The sequence below is a fragment of the Desulfobaculum xiamenense genome (genome assembly GCF_011927665.1).
Taxonomy (GTDB): domain Bacteria; phylum Desulfobacterota; class Desulfovibrionia; order Desulfovibrionales; family Desulfovibrionaceae; genus Desulfobaculum; species Desulfobaculum xiamenense.
Genome location: NZ_JAATJA010000001.1, coordinates 1640294 through 1655957 on the forward strand (window position 1 = coordinate 1640294; position 15664 = coordinate 1655957).

General features: G+C 64.6%; 12 protein-coding genes. 5 read left to right on the top strand and 7 right to left on the bottom strand.

Translation table 11 applies throughout. The features are described 5' to 3' along the window. Positions 1–289 precede the first annotated feature (289 nt). The 4 genes from GGQ74_RS16480 to pspA all read right to left on the bottom strand — a co-directional run bounded on the left by GGQ74_RS16480 (position 290) and on the right by pspA (position 4061). Positions 290–2437, bottom strand: a complete 2148-nt coding sequence (locus GGQ74_RS16480) for a methyl-accepting chemotaxis protein (protein WP_167940858.1) — start codon at positions 2435–2437, stop codon at positions 290–292. Positions 2438–2629: 192 nt separating this feature from the next. Further along, positions 2630–3088, bottom strand: a complete 459-nt coding sequence (locus GGQ74_RS07475; RefSeq protein WP_245168142.1) for a PspC domain-containing protein — start codon at positions 3086–3088, stop codon at positions 2630–2632. Next, on the bottom strand, positions 3069–3326 hold the full coding sequence (locus tag GGQ74_RS07480) for a hypothetical protein (RefSeq protein ID WP_167940859.1): 258 nt from the start codon (positions 3324–3326) through the stop codon (positions 3069–3071). The genes GGQ74_RS07475 and GGQ74_RS07480 overlap by 20 nt, the downstream gene beginning before the upstream one ends. A gap of 57 nt (positions 3327–3383) precedes the next feature. Continuing rightward, entirely contained in the window at positions 3384–4061 is a 678-nt protein-coding gene (pspA, locus tag GGQ74_RS07485) for a phage shock protein PspA (RefSeq protein WP_167940860.1), read from the bottom strand. Positions 4062–4265: 204 nt separating this feature from the next. Here pspA and pspF point away from each other — a divergent pair, with 204 nt between their 5' ends. Next, positions 4266–5294: a phage shock protein operon transcriptional activator gene (gene pspF / locus GGQ74_RS07490; protein ID WP_167940861.1), complete on the top strand. Its 1029-nt coding sequence runs from the start codon at positions 4266–4268 to the stop codon at positions 5292–5294. Positions 5295–5383: 89 nt separating this feature from the next. Here pspF and GGQ74_RS07495 read toward each other — a convergent pair whose 3' ends face one another. From GGQ74_RS07495 to GGQ74_RS07505, 3 genes are all read right to left on the bottom strand, one after another. Beyond that, positions 5384–8407, bottom strand: coding sequence for a proline dehydrogenase family protein (locus tag GGQ74_RS07495; RefSeq protein WP_167940862.1), 3024 nt, complete (start codon positions 8405–8407; stop codon positions 5384–5386). A gap of 25 nt (positions 8408–8432) precedes the next feature. Continuing rightward, on the bottom strand, positions 8433–8915 hold the full coding sequence (locus tag GGQ74_RS07500; RefSeq protein WP_167940863.1) for an Lrp/AsnC family transcriptional regulator: 483 nt from the start codon (positions 8913–8915) through the stop codon (positions 8433–8435). A 184-nt stretch (positions 8916–9099) separates the two neighbouring features. Further along, positions 9100–10302 (bottom strand): hypothetical protein, encoded by a 1203-nt coding sequence (locus GGQ74_RS07505; RefSeq protein ID WP_167940864.1) that lies wholly within the window; start codon positions 10300–10302, stop codon positions 9100–9102. Between the two features lie 279 nt (positions 10303–10581). Between GGQ74_RS07505 and GGQ74_RS07510 the strand changes: the two genes are divergently transcribed. From GGQ74_RS07510 to GGQ74_RS07525, 4 genes are all read left to right on the top strand, one after another. Next, entirely contained in the window at positions 10582–10782 is a 201-nt protein-coding gene (locus GGQ74_RS07510; RefSeq protein ID WP_167940865.1) for a hypothetical protein, read from the top strand. A gap of 138 nt (positions 10783–10920) precedes the next feature. Then, on the top strand, positions 10921–13926 hold the full coding sequence (locus tag GGQ74_RS07515) for a PAS domain S-box protein (protein WP_167940866.1): 3006 nt from the start codon (positions 10921–10923) through the stop codon (positions 13924–13926). A 195-nt stretch (positions 13927–14121) separates the two neighbouring features. After that, the gene (locus GGQ74_RS07520) at positions 14122–14478 is read left to right on the top strand and encodes an ArsR/SmtB family transcription factor (protein WP_167940867.1); all 357 of its coding nucleotides are present in this window, start codon (positions 14122–14124) and stop codon (positions 14476–14478) included. Between the two features lie 31 nt (positions 14479–14509). Continuing rightward, positions 14510–15622 (top strand): permease, encoded by a 1113-nt coding sequence (locus GGQ74_RS07525; protein ID WP_245168143.1) that lies wholly within the window; start codon positions 14510–14512, stop codon positions 15620–15622. The last annotated feature ends 42 nt before the right edge of the window (positions 15623–15664 follow it).

The following is a 15664-nucleotide window of genomic DNA, read 5'->3' on the forward strand; positions in this document are numbered from 1 at the left end:
GCGACACACTCACCGCGAGTCGCGCCATGTCCGACGCCGCCCCGATGCGGACCACGCGTCCATCGCCACAGCGACAGAACGCCCGGACACCGCGCCGCATCTACGTCCGTACGCACAAGGCGTCACGAAACAAGGCAAAACGCATGTCCACCGCACGCAACGCCCCGCCATTATGGAGCAACATTCGCGCCACACAGCTCGCTCCATCCGCGCTTCTTTCGACCATGCAACAAAAAGCCCCCGCGATGCGTCCATCGCGAGGGCCTTGCCAAGACAGTGGCTAGGCGGCCTACATTTCCGCCTCGTCCCGAAGTTCCTGAATGAGCGCCGACAGGTCGCTGGCCTGCTGCGCCAACTCACGCAGTGCCTCGGTGGACTCCTCCACGCTACGGGCAGTGTCCATGGCGATGCGGTTGATCTCGTCGATGGAGTGGTTGATCTCCTCACTGGCGGCCGACTGCTCCTCTGCCGCGGTGGCGATGCCCTGAATCTGCCCGGCAGACGACTCCGTGCCCACCACGATGGCCTTGAGCGCCTCACCGGAACGATTGGCGAGGTCCACGGCATCGTCGAGGTCCTTAACCGCCAGTTCCATGGACGACACGTTGCTGTCCGCCACCTGCTGGATGGCCTTGATGGAATCCCCGACCTCCTTGGTGGCGGTCATGGTCTTCTCGGCGAGCTTTCGCACCTCGTCGGCGACGACAGCGAAACCACGCCCGGCGTCGCCCGCGCGGGCGGCCTCGATGGCAGCGTTCAGCGCCAACAGATTCGTCTGGTCCGCGATGTCGTCGATGACGGTCATGATATGCCCAATGGCCTTGGCCTTCTCGTCGAGCTGGGCCATGTTGTCGCGCAATTGCTGGGCCTGACGCTGGGTGGTGGTCATGGCCTTGATGGAACGCTCCACGACATCCGCGCCCTCCTGCGCCTTGTCCCGCGCGTCGGACCCCTGCTCGGCGGCGTTGCCCGCGTTCTGCGCCACCTCAAGCACCGTGGCGTTCATCTCCTCCATGGCCGTGGCCGTCGAGGAAATGCGCTCGCGCTGCACCTCGGTGCCCTTGCGGATCTCGTCCGACTGCGCGGAAATCTCCTCCGTGGCGGTGGAGATACGCTCGACCACGCTGGCGAGCTTTTCCGCCGCCTGCAACATGCCCTCCGCCCGCGCGCGCTCGGCCCGCGCCTTGGCCTGCTCGGCCTCGGCCATGGCGCTTTCGGCCTGCGCGGTCTTCTCTTGCGCCAGCATGACCTGACTCTCGATCTCGGCGATGTTCTCGCGCAGCTTTCCGGCCATGACGTTGACCGCACCCTGCATCACTGCCACCTCGTCACGCCCGCGCGGGGCAAGGCGCACATCGAGATTTCCCTCGGCGATGCCGTTGACCGCGTGGGCCGTCTCCCGGATGGGACGGGCCAGCACGCCCGCGACGAACCACAACACGATCAGCGCGCCCACGACGCACGCCCCGCCGATAAGCGTGGAGCGCATGGCCATGGCGTTGGCGACCGAATAGATGACGCCCTCGCGAATGGACATGCTCACGGCCCAGTAGGTCCCGCTGGCCCCGAAAGTCATGGGAACGACGATGCGCAGCCGCCCGTCCGCGAAGTCATGGAACGGCTTGCCGCCCTCGATGCGCCGCATCACGTCGTCGGCGTCGGCGAAGACCTCGGAGAGCGCCTTGCCCGCCTGTTCCGGCTTCCCCGTATGGGCGGCGATGGTCGCGGCATGGCTCACGAGAACCACGTCGGCCTTTTCGCCGAAGAGTTCGATGGAATCGGCAAGCGTCTGAAGGAAATCCACGGCGAGGTCCACCCCGGCCACGGCGATAGACGTGCCGTCCACGCGCACCGGCACCGCAAGGCTGACCACCATGACCGTCTTGCCGCCAATCTCGTAGGCGAACGGCTCCAGCACCGTTTCACGCCCGGAGTTGAGCGGGCGGAAGTACCACGATCCGGCCTGCGGGTCCTCGTAGGTGGAGCACGGCTCCAGATGCAGCCCGCCCACCTTGTTCCAGTAGGGGACGAACCGTCCGGTCTGATCGTGCCCCTCGTCGTACTTCACGTGCTCCGCGTCGCGCCCATCCAACGCGTTCGACTCCCACACCGTCCACGTTCCGAGGAGATCGTCGTTGCCGTCGGCCACGGTACGCAGAATGCCGTTGAGCACATCGCGCGACGGCTCCGTCCACTCCTCCTTGATGCCAAGGAAGGTTTGCGAAAGGCCCCGCGCGGCGTCGAGGCCGACCTCGAACCGGCTGCGCACCTTGAGCGACTCGATGGTGGCCTGATTGGTGGCCTCACCCAGCGCAGTACGCAAGGCCTCGGTCCGCGACGACGTCGTCGAATACGCGATGACCGCGAGAATGGTCACCACCAGACACAACCCTGACGAGAAGACGATCTTCCCCTTGATGGAACGAAACGAGTACACTGCGTCCTCCTTGCCCCTCGGCATCCGCCGCCCAAAATCCCCGCATCACTCGGCCGGACCGACACTTTCCCACCATGGTAGCATGCCCGCCACGCCGTGTCTTCCCCGGAGCGACGCCCTGCGCGACAGCCGCAAAAAAGGCGCGGTCCCTCAAGGGTGCCGCGCCCGTTCATCAGCGTGCGTATCCGGAAACTAGCCGCGCATGCGGCGCTCCCACTGGAAATCGGACGAGGTCACAATGTCCTCGGCGCGCCGGATACGGCGTTCGAGGCGCTCGAATTTCTCGCGCAACCGGCCAAGAGCCAGTGACCGCGAGCGAGCGTAGGAGTCGTAGAATTCGCGCTCCGAGGGCGAATGCACCGGCACTACCGGCTCGCGCCGCATGATGATCGCGGCCATGAAATACAGGAACACGCCGGGCCACAGCCCCGTGAACAGCACGAGAAGCACCGTGAAGAACCGAAGCCAGAAGACCGAAATATCGAAATGGTTGGCCAAGCCCTGACACACACCGAGAAACACGGCATTGCGCGAGCGATACAGCCCCGCCCCGCCGCGCCTTGGACCGCAGTTCCACGACTCCCAGCCGTTACCGCGCTGGCGTCCGTTCATACCGTCGCCCCGGCAGCCCCTATGAGTCCTTGCGCGCATCGGCCTTGCCTCCCTCGTCGCGCTTCTCCTGCTCGAAAAGCAGGGTCTCCAGCACGTCCATGCGTTCCTCCAGCCGGTTCATGCTGCTGTACATCTCCTGAATCATGCGGGTTTCGTCCACCCGCTCCTGCGGTTCGCTGCGGGAAAAGATGCCGGAAAACATCTTCGCGACCAGAAAGACAATACCCACGACCACAGCCAGAGGCAGCAGGATGAACCAGATTCCGAAATGATGCATAGGGTCCCGTTCCTTCGTGTTGCACCCGCGCGGGCCGCGCGGGCCGCCGGGATAATGTTAGCGTTCCCCGGAGTCCTTGTTCTGCGCCGCCTGCTTCATCCGGGCCAGTTCCGCCTCTATGCCGTCTTCCTTCTCCAGAAGGACGAATTCGTCTTCGAGGTTCGTCCGTCTAGCGGGCGCAGCCAGTTCGGCCTCTGCCTCCAGACGTTCGATGCGGCTCTCGAACTTGTCGAAACGGAGCATGGCGTCGCCGCTTTCGGCGCGCGTCAGCGTGTGTCCGGCCCGCTTGCGCTCTGTGGCGCGGGCGTGGCGCTGCACCAGCAGGCGCTGCTTCTCGCGGGCCGAGGCGAGCTTGTCCTCAAGGCGGGCGATGTCATCGCGGGCCTGCTCCACAAGAGCATCCAGATGCGCGGCCTCTTCGTCAAGGCTTTCCAGTCTGCGCTGCCACACGGCCTTCTCGGCCAGAGCCTCGCGAGCGAGATCGTCGCGCCCCTTGTCCACGGCCAACTCGGCACGCATGGTCCACTTTGTGGCGCTCTCGCGCACGCCCTCGAACTCGCGTTCGAGGTTCTTCCTGTCAGCCATGAACTTCGCGCAGGACGACTTGAGTTCGACCAGCGTCTCCTCCATCTCCTGCACCATGAGCCGGATGAGCTTTTCGGGATCCTCGGCGCGGTCCAGAAGCGAATTGAGATTGGAACTGACGATATCCTTGAATCGGGTGAACACGCCCATGGTTTTCCTCCTGCGGTCGTTGTCCGGTTATCATGAATCGCTCTATGGGGAAAAGCACCAAGCATGCCAACCGTGCATCTTGACATAACATACCGAAATAAAAGCTCTTTTTCCATTTGACACGAGCACGCCGTGGTGTTAGTTTACACCAACTATTGCATTTTACCTCCAAACATTGGTCAATACGACCACCAAATCAGGCGCATGGCAGCTTCAGCAGCCCTCGAAGTCATCGGGCAATCGGATGTTTTTCTCGGGTTCATGGAGCACCTGTCCCAAGCCGCAGCCGTGGACAGGCCCGTGCTCATCGTCGGTGAGCGCGGCACAGGCAAGGAGCTTGCCGCCAGACGCCTGCATTTTCTCTCGCCCCGGTGGCAGGGGCCGTTCGGTACGCTGAACTGCGCGGCCCTTGCCCCATCCCTCCTCGAATCGGAACTCTTCGGCCACGAGGCCGGCGCGTTCACCGGAGCGGCCGCCCGCCGCGCCGGACGCTTCGAGGCCGCCGACTCCGGCACCCTCTTCCTCGACGAAATCGGCAACATGCCCCTGACCGCACAGGAAAAGATCCTGCGCGTGGTCGAATACGGCGAGTTCGACCGCGTGGGCGGCTCCACCCCCCTGCGGGTGGACGTGCGCATCATCGGCGCGACCAACGCCGATCTCCCCGCGCTGGCGCAAGCCGGGCGCTTCAAGCGCGACCTCCTCGACAGGTTGAGCTTCGAGGTGCTGACCATCCCGCCCCTTCGCGCCCGGCGCGACGACATCCTCCTGCTGGCAACGCATTTCGCGGCGCGCATGGCCGTCGAACTTGGGCGTGGCGATGTGCCCGCGTTCAGCGCCACCGCGCAGCGTACGCTCCTCACCCACGACTGGCCCGGCAACGTCCGCGAATTGCGAAACGCCGTGGAACGCGCCACCTACCGCGCCCAGAGTGAGCGCATCGACGACATCCAGCTCGACCCATTCGCCTCGCCCTTCCGCCCCCGCGAGATGCCAAGCGCCGACGAGACGCGCCAGACACCGCCCGCGTCGTCCGCGCCGGAGTCCATGCCTTCGGCGGACCTGCCGGATGGCGGATTCCCCGAGGCGGTGCGTCAATTCGAAATCGCCCTTCTCACCGACGCACTCGACCGTGCGCGCCATAACCAGCGCAAGGCGGCGGAACTCCTCGGCCTGACCTACAACCAGTTCCGCACCCTCTACCGCAAGTACACGCCGGAACTGGCGGACTGATCACCCACGCAAAATCACCCGCGCAGAACGAAAAACCCCCGCCGTTTCCGGCGGGGGTTTCGTTGCATGCGTGTTGTCCGAACGACGTATCAGACCCAGTCGTCGTCGCTGCCTATGGGCGCGAAGCCCCGGCGCATGGTGTTTTCCGTGACCACATACGGCTCCATGAACTGGAGCAGATAATCCGGTCCGCCCGCCTTGGAGCCGATGCCCGACATGGCGAATCCGCCGAAGGGCTGACGCTCGACAAGCGCGCCCGTGCAGTTGCGATTGAGGTAGAGATTGCCCACCGCGAAATCCCGCGCCGCCTGTTCGAGGTGCGCCGGGCTGCGGCTGAACACCGCCCCGGTGAGGGCGAAGCGCGTGGAATTGGCCCACTCGATGGCCTGATCGAAATCCTTGGCCTTCATGACGGCCAGCACGGGGCCGAAGGCCTCCTCCTGCGCGATGCGGTGCTCGGGCGTGATGCCCTCGACGATGGTCAGCGGCACATAGCAGCCCTGCGAGGCGTCCACACCGCCCGGACCGCCGTCCGGCATACGCGAGAGGAGCACGCTCCCCTCCGCGCGGGCCACGTCGATGAACTCCAGCACAGACTGCTGCGCCACACGGTCCACCAGCGGCCCCATGACGCAGGCCGGGTCCTCGGCGGGGCCGATGCGCATGGAACGCGCCGCGTCCACCAGCCGGGGCACGAACCGGTCGTAGATGGCCTCATGCACGATGACCCGCGAACAGGCCGAGCACTTCTGCCCCTGATAGCCGAATGCGGAATACAGGACATGCCTGACGGCCTCGTCCAGTTCGGCGTCGTCGTCGATGATGCAGGCGTTCTTTCCGCCCATCTCGGCCACCACGCGCTTCAGGTGCCGCTGTCCCGGAGCGACCTGCGCGGCCATCTGCATGATGTGCAGCCCCACCCGCTCCGAGCCGGTGAAGGCGATGAGATTCACGGACGGGTGCCCCACGAGATGATCGCCCATGACCGAACTGCGCCCCGGCACGAAGTTGAACACCCCGGCAGGAATTCCGGCCTCGACGAACAGATCCGCCAGCACGCGCCCAGTCACGGACGACAGGCCGGACGGCTTGTAGAGCACGCAGTTTCCGGTGACCAGCGCCGCGGAGCACATGCCCGCGGAAATGGCCAGCGGGAAATTCCACGGCGCGATGACCGCCGCCACGCCGCGCGGACGGTAGCGGTAGCGATTCACCTCGCCCGGCACGCGGCCCATGCGCCGGTCGGCACCAAGGCGCAGCATCTCGCGCCCGTAGTACTCGAAGAAATCAATGGCCTCGGCGACGTCGGCGTGGGCCTGATCCCACTGCTTGCCCACCTCCAGCACCTGAAGCACCGCGAGGTCGAAGATGCGGCTTCTGGCGATGCGGGCGGCCTCGAACAGACACTTGGTCCGCTCGGCCACCGGCGTGGCGCGCCACGCGGGTAGCGCCTCCTCGGCCGCGGCGATGGCGGCGTCGATCTCGGCGGGACCGGCCTGACACACGGACCCGACGATCTCCGACACGTCCGCAGGATTGTACGAATCGAGCACGTCGCCGGTGACGACATTCTCCCCGCCGATGAAGAGCGGATGCGTGGCCCCGAATTCGCGGCGGATACGGGCGATGGCCTTGGGAAAGGCGTGGCGCACGGCGGCCTGCGTGAAGTCCGCCGCAGGCTCGTTGACGAAGGGCGCGACGCCAGGTCCGCTGTCCGGACGCACGGGACGCGCGGCACGCTCGCGACGAGCCGTCTCCTCGGGATTTTCCAGCAGGCTGTCCGTCTCCGTCTCGTCCGCGAAGCTTCGGCGCAGGAAGGACTCGTTGGAGGTATTCTCCAACAGCCTGCGCACGAGATAGGCCATACCGGGCACCAGTTCACCGTACGGACAATACAACCGCACGCGTCCGGCCACGCTGAGCAGTCCCTTGCGCACCGGTTCGGCCATTCCGTATAGCGCCTGAAATTCGTAACGCTCCTCGGGCACGCCCAGCTCGCGGGCCATCTCCATGACGGCGGCAATAGTCCGCACATTGTGCGAGGCGCAGGCAAGGCGGCAGATGTCCGCATTTTCGAGGATGCGCCGCGCGTTGCGCTCGTAGGCGGCGTCGGTCTCGGCCTTGACGGTGTATACGGGCACGGCGAGGCCCTGCTGACGCGCGCGGACCACCTCGTGATCCCAGTACGCGCCCTTGACCAGCCGGATGGTGCTCGGCAGCCCCTCGGAGCGCAGCCAATCGACAAGCCCCGCCACGTCGTCATCCACGTCGCGCAGATAGCTCTGCAACACGATGCCGAGGTGGGGATAGTGGCGGAATTCGTCGTGCGACCGCAGCCGCTTGAAGACCTCGATGGTGATGTCGCGCTGGTCGAGGGACTCCATGTCGATGCACATGGCCCCGCCAATCTCAATGATGCGGCGGTAGACCGGGGCGAGGCGGTTGTAGATGCCACGCACGGAGCCTTCGAAATCGCGGGGGAAGGACTGGGAACAGAAGGCCGAGGCCTTCACGGAAAGATTGATGATCGGCTCGCCGCCCCAGTCGAATTCGCCGTTGGAGCCGCCGAGGGGCTTGAACTTGCGCCGGGCCACCTCCAACGCGGCGAGCAGGTCGAGGTGCTCCTGCAGGCGGGCTTCGGCCTCGGTCTCGCCCACGGTGGCCTCGCCGAGGATGTCGATGGTGAAGGCGAAGCCGTCCTTGCGCAGGCGCTGGAGCGTCTTCACCGCCTCCTTCGCGTCCTCACCGACAATGAACTGGCGGGCGAGGCGCTCGATGTTCTTCGAGATGCCCTTGACCACGAAGTTGCCGCGAAGCCGCCCCACCACGCTGGCGCTCTTGAGCCCGGCGCGCAGGACAGGCGGCAACTCGCCGGAATCGGCGGCGAAGTATTCGCGGATGTGCCGGTTGAGGGATTCGTTGGTGGTCAGGGCGGGCAACGCGTCCACGAAGCGGAAGAGCTTCACCTTGAAGTCCTCGTCGCGCATGCTCCAGTCCATGACCTTTCCAGTCCACCAGCCCTTGTCGAACACGGAAGGGGCCTCGCCATTCATGGCCTCGAAGAACGTCCTGCCTCGCTCGATGATCCGTGTCTCCAGTTCCGACGTATTCATGCCAACTCCCTGATGGATGTGCAGTCTAGCGGGATTCCTCCGCGCCGCCGCCAAGCGGCAGCTCCAGCGTTTCCTTGACCGTCGTCAGGACGATCGTCGTTCGCGTATCGCGCACGGTCTCCACCTGCCCGATGCGACGCAGTAGCTGTCCCAGCGCCTGCGTGTCCGCCACGCGGACCTTGAGCAGATAACAATCATGCCCGGCGGTGTGGTGCACTTCGAGCACCTCGGGAATCTTGGCCAGTTCCTCGCCCGCGAGCGTGGAGCCGACCCCTTCCTCGGACCGGACAAAGGTGAACGCGGTCAACCCACAGTCGATGGCCATGGGATTGATGCGGGCCTCGTAGCCCTGGATCACGCCGCTGGCTTCGAGCCTGCGGATGCGTTCGAGCACGGCGGAAGGTGCCATGCCGATACGGCGGGCGATCTCCGCGTTGCGCACGCGCGCGTTTTCCTGCAACGCAACGATGATCCGTCTGTCAGTCTCGTCGATTTTTCTTTTGCTCATAACGTACAGAAGAAGATTCGAAACACACGCACTTGTCAAGAATGGAATTCGGCAGTTAGGGCCGTGCGGCGACGAAACGACGCAATGGATCGATACGCCCCACCACCGCGCGCCACACGAAAAAACGGCGCTCCCCCGCATGGGGAAGCGCCGTTTCGCATGCATAACGATTCAGGGTGCCCGATCAGGACACGCCAAGCGCCGAACGCAGATAGCCCTTGATGAGCAGGCTGATGCGCTCGTCGCGCGAGAGGGCGGCGATGTAGCTGTCCCCCTTCATGAGCCGTGCGAACGTGCGCTCGCGCAGCAGGGGGTTGTCGCCCCAGCGGGATTCTATCTCGCGGGCGTAGCCTTGCAGCATGGATTCCAGCTCGTCGTTGGTCATGGTCATGAACTCGCGCACCTTGCAGGCGATGGCCGTGGCGTCGGGCAGACGGTCGGACTCCATGACCTGCCGGAAGGCCTCGGTGAAGCGGCGGCAGCCGGTGATGATGTGCTTGGGGCGCACCACGTTGATGCCGGACCAGCCAGCCTTGAGCCACTTGAAGACCATGGTGGACGTCTGGGCGCTGTCCGCGCCCCCCTCGACATACACGGAGACCGAAGCGGAATCGTACATGTAGGTATCCATCCAGCCGATGCCGCCCTTGGTCAGCCCCTCCTCGTTGGAATAGAGGTAGTGCCACGATGCGTCGTCGAGCACCGCGCCCTTGCGGCCCACGGACGAGGGACCGTCCTGCCGGGAAATGGAGATGAGCACGCCGCGCCCGTTGTGCCGCGTAAGCACCAGCAGGCGGGACAGATCATAGCTGTAGTAGCCGCCGCTGAACACATCCGGGGTGATCTGCTCGAACTCGCGCCCGCGCAGGACTACCGGCTCGGTCAGCGATTCCAGCTGCTCCCACAGGCGGGGGCGGGAATTGACCATATCGCTTCCGGGGTACCAGCCGCTGACGCGCACCACAGAGGGCAGCACGACATAGGCGGGAATCTCGGGATTGTAGCCATACTGGAGAATGCGCGAGAGCGGACTTCCGATGGTCTCGCTGACGCACACGCCATTGGCTCCGTCGCGGTCGGGCAGGGTCATGTCCCCGGTGCGCCCGGATTCGGCAACGAAATCAAGAAGCGGAGCCGCCGCCGCCGCGTCGAAGGGCCGCGAGGGGTCCTTGGTCATGCCGATGAGGCCCTCTACGGCGGCGAGCACGTTCTCGGGAACGGACGGTTCGGCGGCGCTGCGGGCCTTGGGTTCGAGCATGGAGCCGCTGCCGGAGGCAAAAGCCGCACCAATGAAAATGGCATTGAGCAGACACAGCATGATCAGCGTGCCGCCCGCCATGCGCAGTGCCGAGGCAAGCCCCCGGCGCAGAGATGTATTCGTGTTCATATGTCGAGTATGGTTTCGGTGACCGGCCGGGTCACGGGTGGATGTCGATCTCGTGTCGCAGGCGCGACACATGAGGAACCCTACCCGTTCCACATGCGGAAAGCAAGGCTGTGCAACGTTTCCTCGACGCTGGGCACCCGACGGGAGCGACTCTGGACGAAATGCCGAGACGTTACGGGCACAAAAAATCGCGTGCCGCCGAATTGCCCCGCTACACGGGCATATTTCATGCATGCCCCGCCCCATGCTGCACTTTTTTCCCAGCGGAGCCTCGACACATTGCGACTGACCATTCTCTTCCTCGTACTGAGCATCGCGCTGACCGTGGGCATTGATCGTCTCACCGCCGCCCCTGCCTGCCACGACAACCCCGCGCCGTGGGGCTATACGCGCATCGACACCCGCAACTGCCCCCTCTACTACCCGCGCGAGGAGCCATGGTGGGTGGAGCAGGAAAAGGCCCTATACCACCCCGACTGAACACCACAGCGATTGGTGCCTCATCCGTGCCAGCACCCTTGCCTTGCCCCCCATTCTCTGCGATTCTCGATATGATGCCCTCATGTTCACCACGCGGGCACAGACTCCAGACCATCGGTCCACCGAAGGGAAGTCGCCATGCAGGATCTGTCGAGACTCATTTCGCAGGAAGAGGACTGGCTCCTTGAGCACATCCTCGCCCATGCGAAGCAGCACGGCTACACGGCCAGCACATCCTCGCGGCCCGAGGACTGGCGCATGTCCGTGGCCGGACTGTCCGATGCCATGACAAAGGCCTGCGCGTTCCACGGCGACACACTGCCCCAGTTCCCGCCCGGAGAGGACTTCGAGGACGACCCCATCACCGCCTTCGGGGTAAAGGAAGCCATCCGTCACCGCACGCGCGGTGTCCCCCTGCAAATGTTTTTGGGGCTACTCAAGTACTACCGGCAAGCCTATCTCGATCTCGTTGACCAAAAGGCCCCCGAGGACAGGCGCACCGCCATGGCAGCCTTCATCCTGCGCACCTTCGACCGCTTCGAGATGGCACTGTGCGTGGAATGGACCGGGCTTTCGCACGATGCGACACTTGCCGAACTTCAGGGCAGAAACCGCGAGCTGACAAGCGAAAAAAACCGCTACGTCCACCTGTTCGAGAATCTCGCCTCGCCGGTCTTCCTGCTCGACGCGATGTACCATGTGGATCGCATGAACCATGCGGCACAACTGCTAGTAGACCGCACGCGCGGCGAGACCCCGCAAGGCGGCCATGCGCCCGCCCCGACGGACGCCACGCCCTACATCGGCGACCTGCTCCCGTGGCTGGCCGAGGCGCTGCCACCTCCCGGTCGCCCCGGTGCCCTGCGGATGCAACGCGAAATTTCACTCGGCGGCAGGATGTTCAGCTTCGACATCGCCTGCGCTCCCCTCGAACGCTACGGCGACGAGCACGTCACGCTGACCGTCATCCTCAACGACATCACCGAATTCCGAAACGCCGAACGCGCGGCACAGCGCTCCGAGGAACGCTTTCGCCGCATCTTCGACAGCACCTACGACGCCGTCGTCATCCACGACCTCGACGGCTCAATCATCGACGTGAACGAATCCATGCTGTCCATTTTCGACCTCACACGCGCCGAGGCACTGCGGATGTCCATCGAGAAGGACCTCTCCAGCCCCGACAATCCATCCGGCCTTCTGCCCGTATTCTGGGAACAGGCACGAAAGGGAGAACCAAGGCTTTTCGAATGGAAGGGGCGCCGCCCCCGCGACGCATCGTCCTTCGACATGGAAGTCTTCCTGCGACGCGTCCAGTTCGCGAACAGGGACGCCATCATGGCCACCATCCGTGACATCAGCGACCGCAAGAAGGCCGAAAAGGCGCTGCGCCAGAGCGAGGAGTACCACCGCACGTTCTTCCAGAACAACCACTCCATCATGCTCATCATCGACCCGCAAACCGGAGCCATCCGGGACGCGAACCCCGCCGCTTGCGACTTCTACGGATACGACAGGGACACCCTCGTCTCCATGCGCATCACCGACATCAACATGCTCTCGCCCGAGGAAACGCTCCACGAAATGCACCGCGCCCGCACCGAGCAGCGCGACCACTTCACCTTCCGCCATCGGCTTGCCAACGGGGACGTCCGCGAGGTCGAGGTCTACACAGGCCCAGTCACATACCGCGGCACGCAACTGCTCTACTCCGTCATCCACGACGTGACGGAGAAGAACCGCATGCAGGACGCCCTGAAGCTCAGCGAGGAAAAATTCCGTCGCATCTTCGAGAATATGCAAGACGCCTACTACCTCGGCGATCTCGAAGGCTGGCCCATTCTCGTCAACAAGGCCCTGCCGTCCATGCTCGGCTACGACATCGAAAACATCCTGCACATGAACATGAACGACATCCACGCATCCCCGGAAATGCGCAACGAACTGATGGAAGAACTGCGGCAGAAGCGCGAGGTCCGGCTGCGCGAAATCGCCCTGCGTCGCAAGGACGGGCACGTGCTCACCGCCGAGTGCAACATGCAGCTCATCTACGACAGGGGCGAGCCCGTGGCCGTGGAGGCCATCTGTCGCGACATCACCGATCGCAAACGCAGCAACATCATGCTCCGCCTAAGCGAGGCGCGCTTTCGCGGGCTGTTCGAGAATTCGCCCATCTCGCTATGGGAGGAGGACTTTTCCCTCGTCAAACAGTACATGGAGGACCTCGCCGACTCGGGCGTGCTCGACTTCGACACCTACTTCGCGTCCCACGACGAGGCCGTGCGGCAATGCGCGGCGCTGGTCCGGCTTCTGGACGTCAACCAGGCCACGCTGGCCATCTTCGAGGCCGAGAGCAAATTCGAGCTGCTGCCCGGCCTGGAAACCTTCCTCACCGACGCGGACATGTCGTCCTTCCGCGAGGAACTCGTTAACCTCGCCAAGGGCCGCCTGCACGCAACAATCGAAACCACCCGTCACACCCTCAAGGGCAACATTCGCCATGTGTCCATCCACCTGAGCGTCGCGCCGGGATACGAGGATTCATGGGGCAAGGTCATCGTCTCCATGGTCGATATCACCGACCGCAAGCGACTGGAGACCGAACTCAAGCGCATGGCCACCACCGACCCGCTGACCGGAGCCAACAACCGCCGCTGCTTCCTCGAACGCGCAGGGCAGGAACTGCACCGTTCCCAGCGCTACGGCACCCCGCCCGCCTTCCTCATGCTCGACATCGACCACTTCAAGACCATCAACGACACCTACGGCCACGCCGCTGGCGACGAAGTGCTCAAGGCGCTGGTACGCGTATGCAAACACGTACTGCGCGAGAGTGACCTCTTCGGCAGACTGGGCGGAGAGGAATTCGCGGCGCTAGTCATCGAGTCGGACCGCGACAACGCCATGCGCGCCGCCGAACGCCTGCGCGAGGAACTGGAGCGGACCGCCGTCAGCTACGAGCACCACGACATCACCTTCACGGTCTCCATAGGAATGGCAACGATCCTGCCCGAGGAAACGGACATAGACTGCATCATGGCCCGGGCCGACAAGGCGCTCTACGCGGCCAAGCACGCCGGTCGCAACAGGGTGGCCGAGTACGACCCGGACATGCCGGACATGCCCATCGGCGGAACCTGCTGACGCCCCGCCTCACTCCAAGCGTACCGGACCAGACGTACCGGGCCAGACGCATCCCCTCCCAGACACATCTCGCCAAACGCGCCACGCCCGCACCGCCCTTTCCCACGCATTTCCCGCCCCTCCCCCATCCTCCACGCACCTTGACACGCCTCTCCATATCGTCATATAGCAATTCATACATATGGAGGACTCCGCATGAACCAATTCATCGCCGTCATGAAGGCCCTGTCCGATCCCGGCAGGGTGCGAATTCTCAAGATGCTCCAGCATCGCCACGGCATGTGCGTCTGCGAGATGCGCGCGGCGCTGGAGCTGGCCCAGCCCACCGTGTCCCGCCATCTTAAGGTACTGGAGGACGCGGGACTCGTGCTACGCCGCAGAAACGGCCCGTGGGTCGATTACGCGCTGGCCGACGGGGATTCGCCCTACGCCCGCGCCATGCTCGACCATCTCGACGGCTGGCTGGACGCCGACCCCGAAACCGCAGCCCTCATCGCCCGGCTGCACGAATTCGACCGCAGCGAACTCTGCGCAACCCCCAAATCCTGCTGACGGCACGTCCGCCCGCACAGGACATACCACCATGGCACAATTCGAACTGAAACCGATGGCAGACATCGCCGCCCCCCGTCCCGAAAGCGAACCATGCGCGTGCGCGGGGCAGGGAGCAACGCCCGTGCGCCGCTCCCCCCTCGCCCATTACGGGCTGCTTCCCGTCTGGCTCGCCCTATGGGGCACGATCTACGCATGGCTGCCCGACGCGGCGGACTTCGCGGCGTTCGACCTGTTCGGCCTGACGCCGGGGACCCACTTCGGCGAGGCCGTGCGCTTCTTTTTCTACGACACGCCGAAGGTGCTCATGCTGCTCACGCTGGTCGTCTTCGCGGTAGGCATCGTGCGCAGCTTCTTCACTCCGGCGCTCACGCGCAGGCTTCTCTCCGGGCGCGGTGAATTCATCGGCAACATCCTCGCGGCCTGTCTCGGCATCGTCACGCCGTTCTGCTCGTGCTCGGCCGTTCCGCTGTTCATCGGCTTCGTCACGGCAGGCATTCCGCTCGGCGTCACGCTGTCGTTCCTCATCTCCGCGCCCATGGTCAACGAGATCGCCGTGGTCATGCTCTATGGCCTATTCGGCTGGCGCGTGGCCGCGCTCTATCTCGTAACGGGACTTGCCGTGGCCATTGTGGCGGGCTGGGTGATCGGCAGGCTCGGCATGGAGAACCACATCGAGGACTGGGTGCGGCTGGCGACGACCGAGAATGGCGCACAGAAGGCTCTGGGCAGGCAGGACCGCATGGACAAGGGGCTGGAGGCCGTGCGCGACATCGTCTCCCGCGTGTGGCCCTACGTTCTCGCGGGCATCGCCGTCGGCGCGGGCATCCATGGCTACGTGCCGGAAGGATTCATGGCTTCGTTCATGGGCAAGAGCGCGTGGTGGTCCGTCCCCGCCGCCGTGGCCCTCGGCATCCCCCTCTACACCAACGCCGCGGGCATCATCCCCATCGCCTCGGCGCTGTTCGCCAAGGGCGCGGCACTCGGCACGGTGCTCGCGTTCATGATGAGCGTCATCGCCCTGTCCCTGCCGGAAATCGTCATCCTGCGCAGGGTGCTCAAGCCCCGCCTCATCGGCGTCTTCGTGGGCGTCGTGGGCTGCGGCATTCTGCTGGTGGGCTATCTCTTCAACATGGTGCTCTAGCTCCATCGCTCCCTCACGACAACGAAACGGCCCGCCGCTCTC

Excerpts from the sequence above, each read along its gene's own strand:
- GGQ74_RS07475 (WP_245168142.1), bottom strand. The coding sequence starts at position 3,088 with ATGCGCGCAAGGACTCATAGGGGCTGCCGGGGCGACGGTATGAACGGA.
- GGQ74_RS07480 (WP_167940859.1), bottom strand. The coding sequence starts at position 3,326 with ATGCATCATTTCGGAATCTGGTTCATCCTGCTGCCTCTGGCTGTGGTC.
- pspA (WP_167940860.1), bottom strand. The coding sequence starts at position 4,061 with ATGGGCGTGTTCACCCGATTCAAGGATATCGTCAGTTCCAATCTCAAT.
- pspF (WP_167940861.1), top strand. The coding sequence starts at position 4,266 with ATGGCAGCTTCAGCAGCCCTCGAAGTCATCGGGCAATCGGATGTTTTT.
- GGQ74_RS07495 (WP_167940862.1), bottom strand. The coding sequence starts at position 8,407 with ATGAATACGTCGGAACTGGAGACACGGATCATCGAGCGAGGCAGGACG.
- GGQ74_RS07500 (WP_167940863.1), bottom strand. The coding sequence starts at position 8,915 with ATGAGCAAAAGAAAAATCGACGAGACTGACAGACGGATCATCGTTGCG.
- GGQ74_RS07505 (WP_167940864.1), bottom strand. The coding sequence starts at position 10,302 with ATGAACACGAATACATCTCTGCGCCGGGGGCTTGCCTCGGCACTGCGC.
- GGQ74_RS07515 (WP_167940866.1), top strand. The coding sequence starts at position 10,921 with ATGCAGGATCTGTCGAGACTCATTTCGCAGGAAGAGGACTGGCTCCTT.
- GGQ74_RS07520 (WP_167940867.1), top strand. The coding sequence starts at position 14,122 with ATGAACCAATTCATCGCCGTCATGAAGGCCCTGTCCGATCCCGGCAGG.
- GGQ74_RS07525 (WP_245168143.1), top strand. The coding sequence starts at position 14,510 with ATGGCACAATTCGAACTGAAACCGATGGCAGACATCGCCGCCCCCCGT.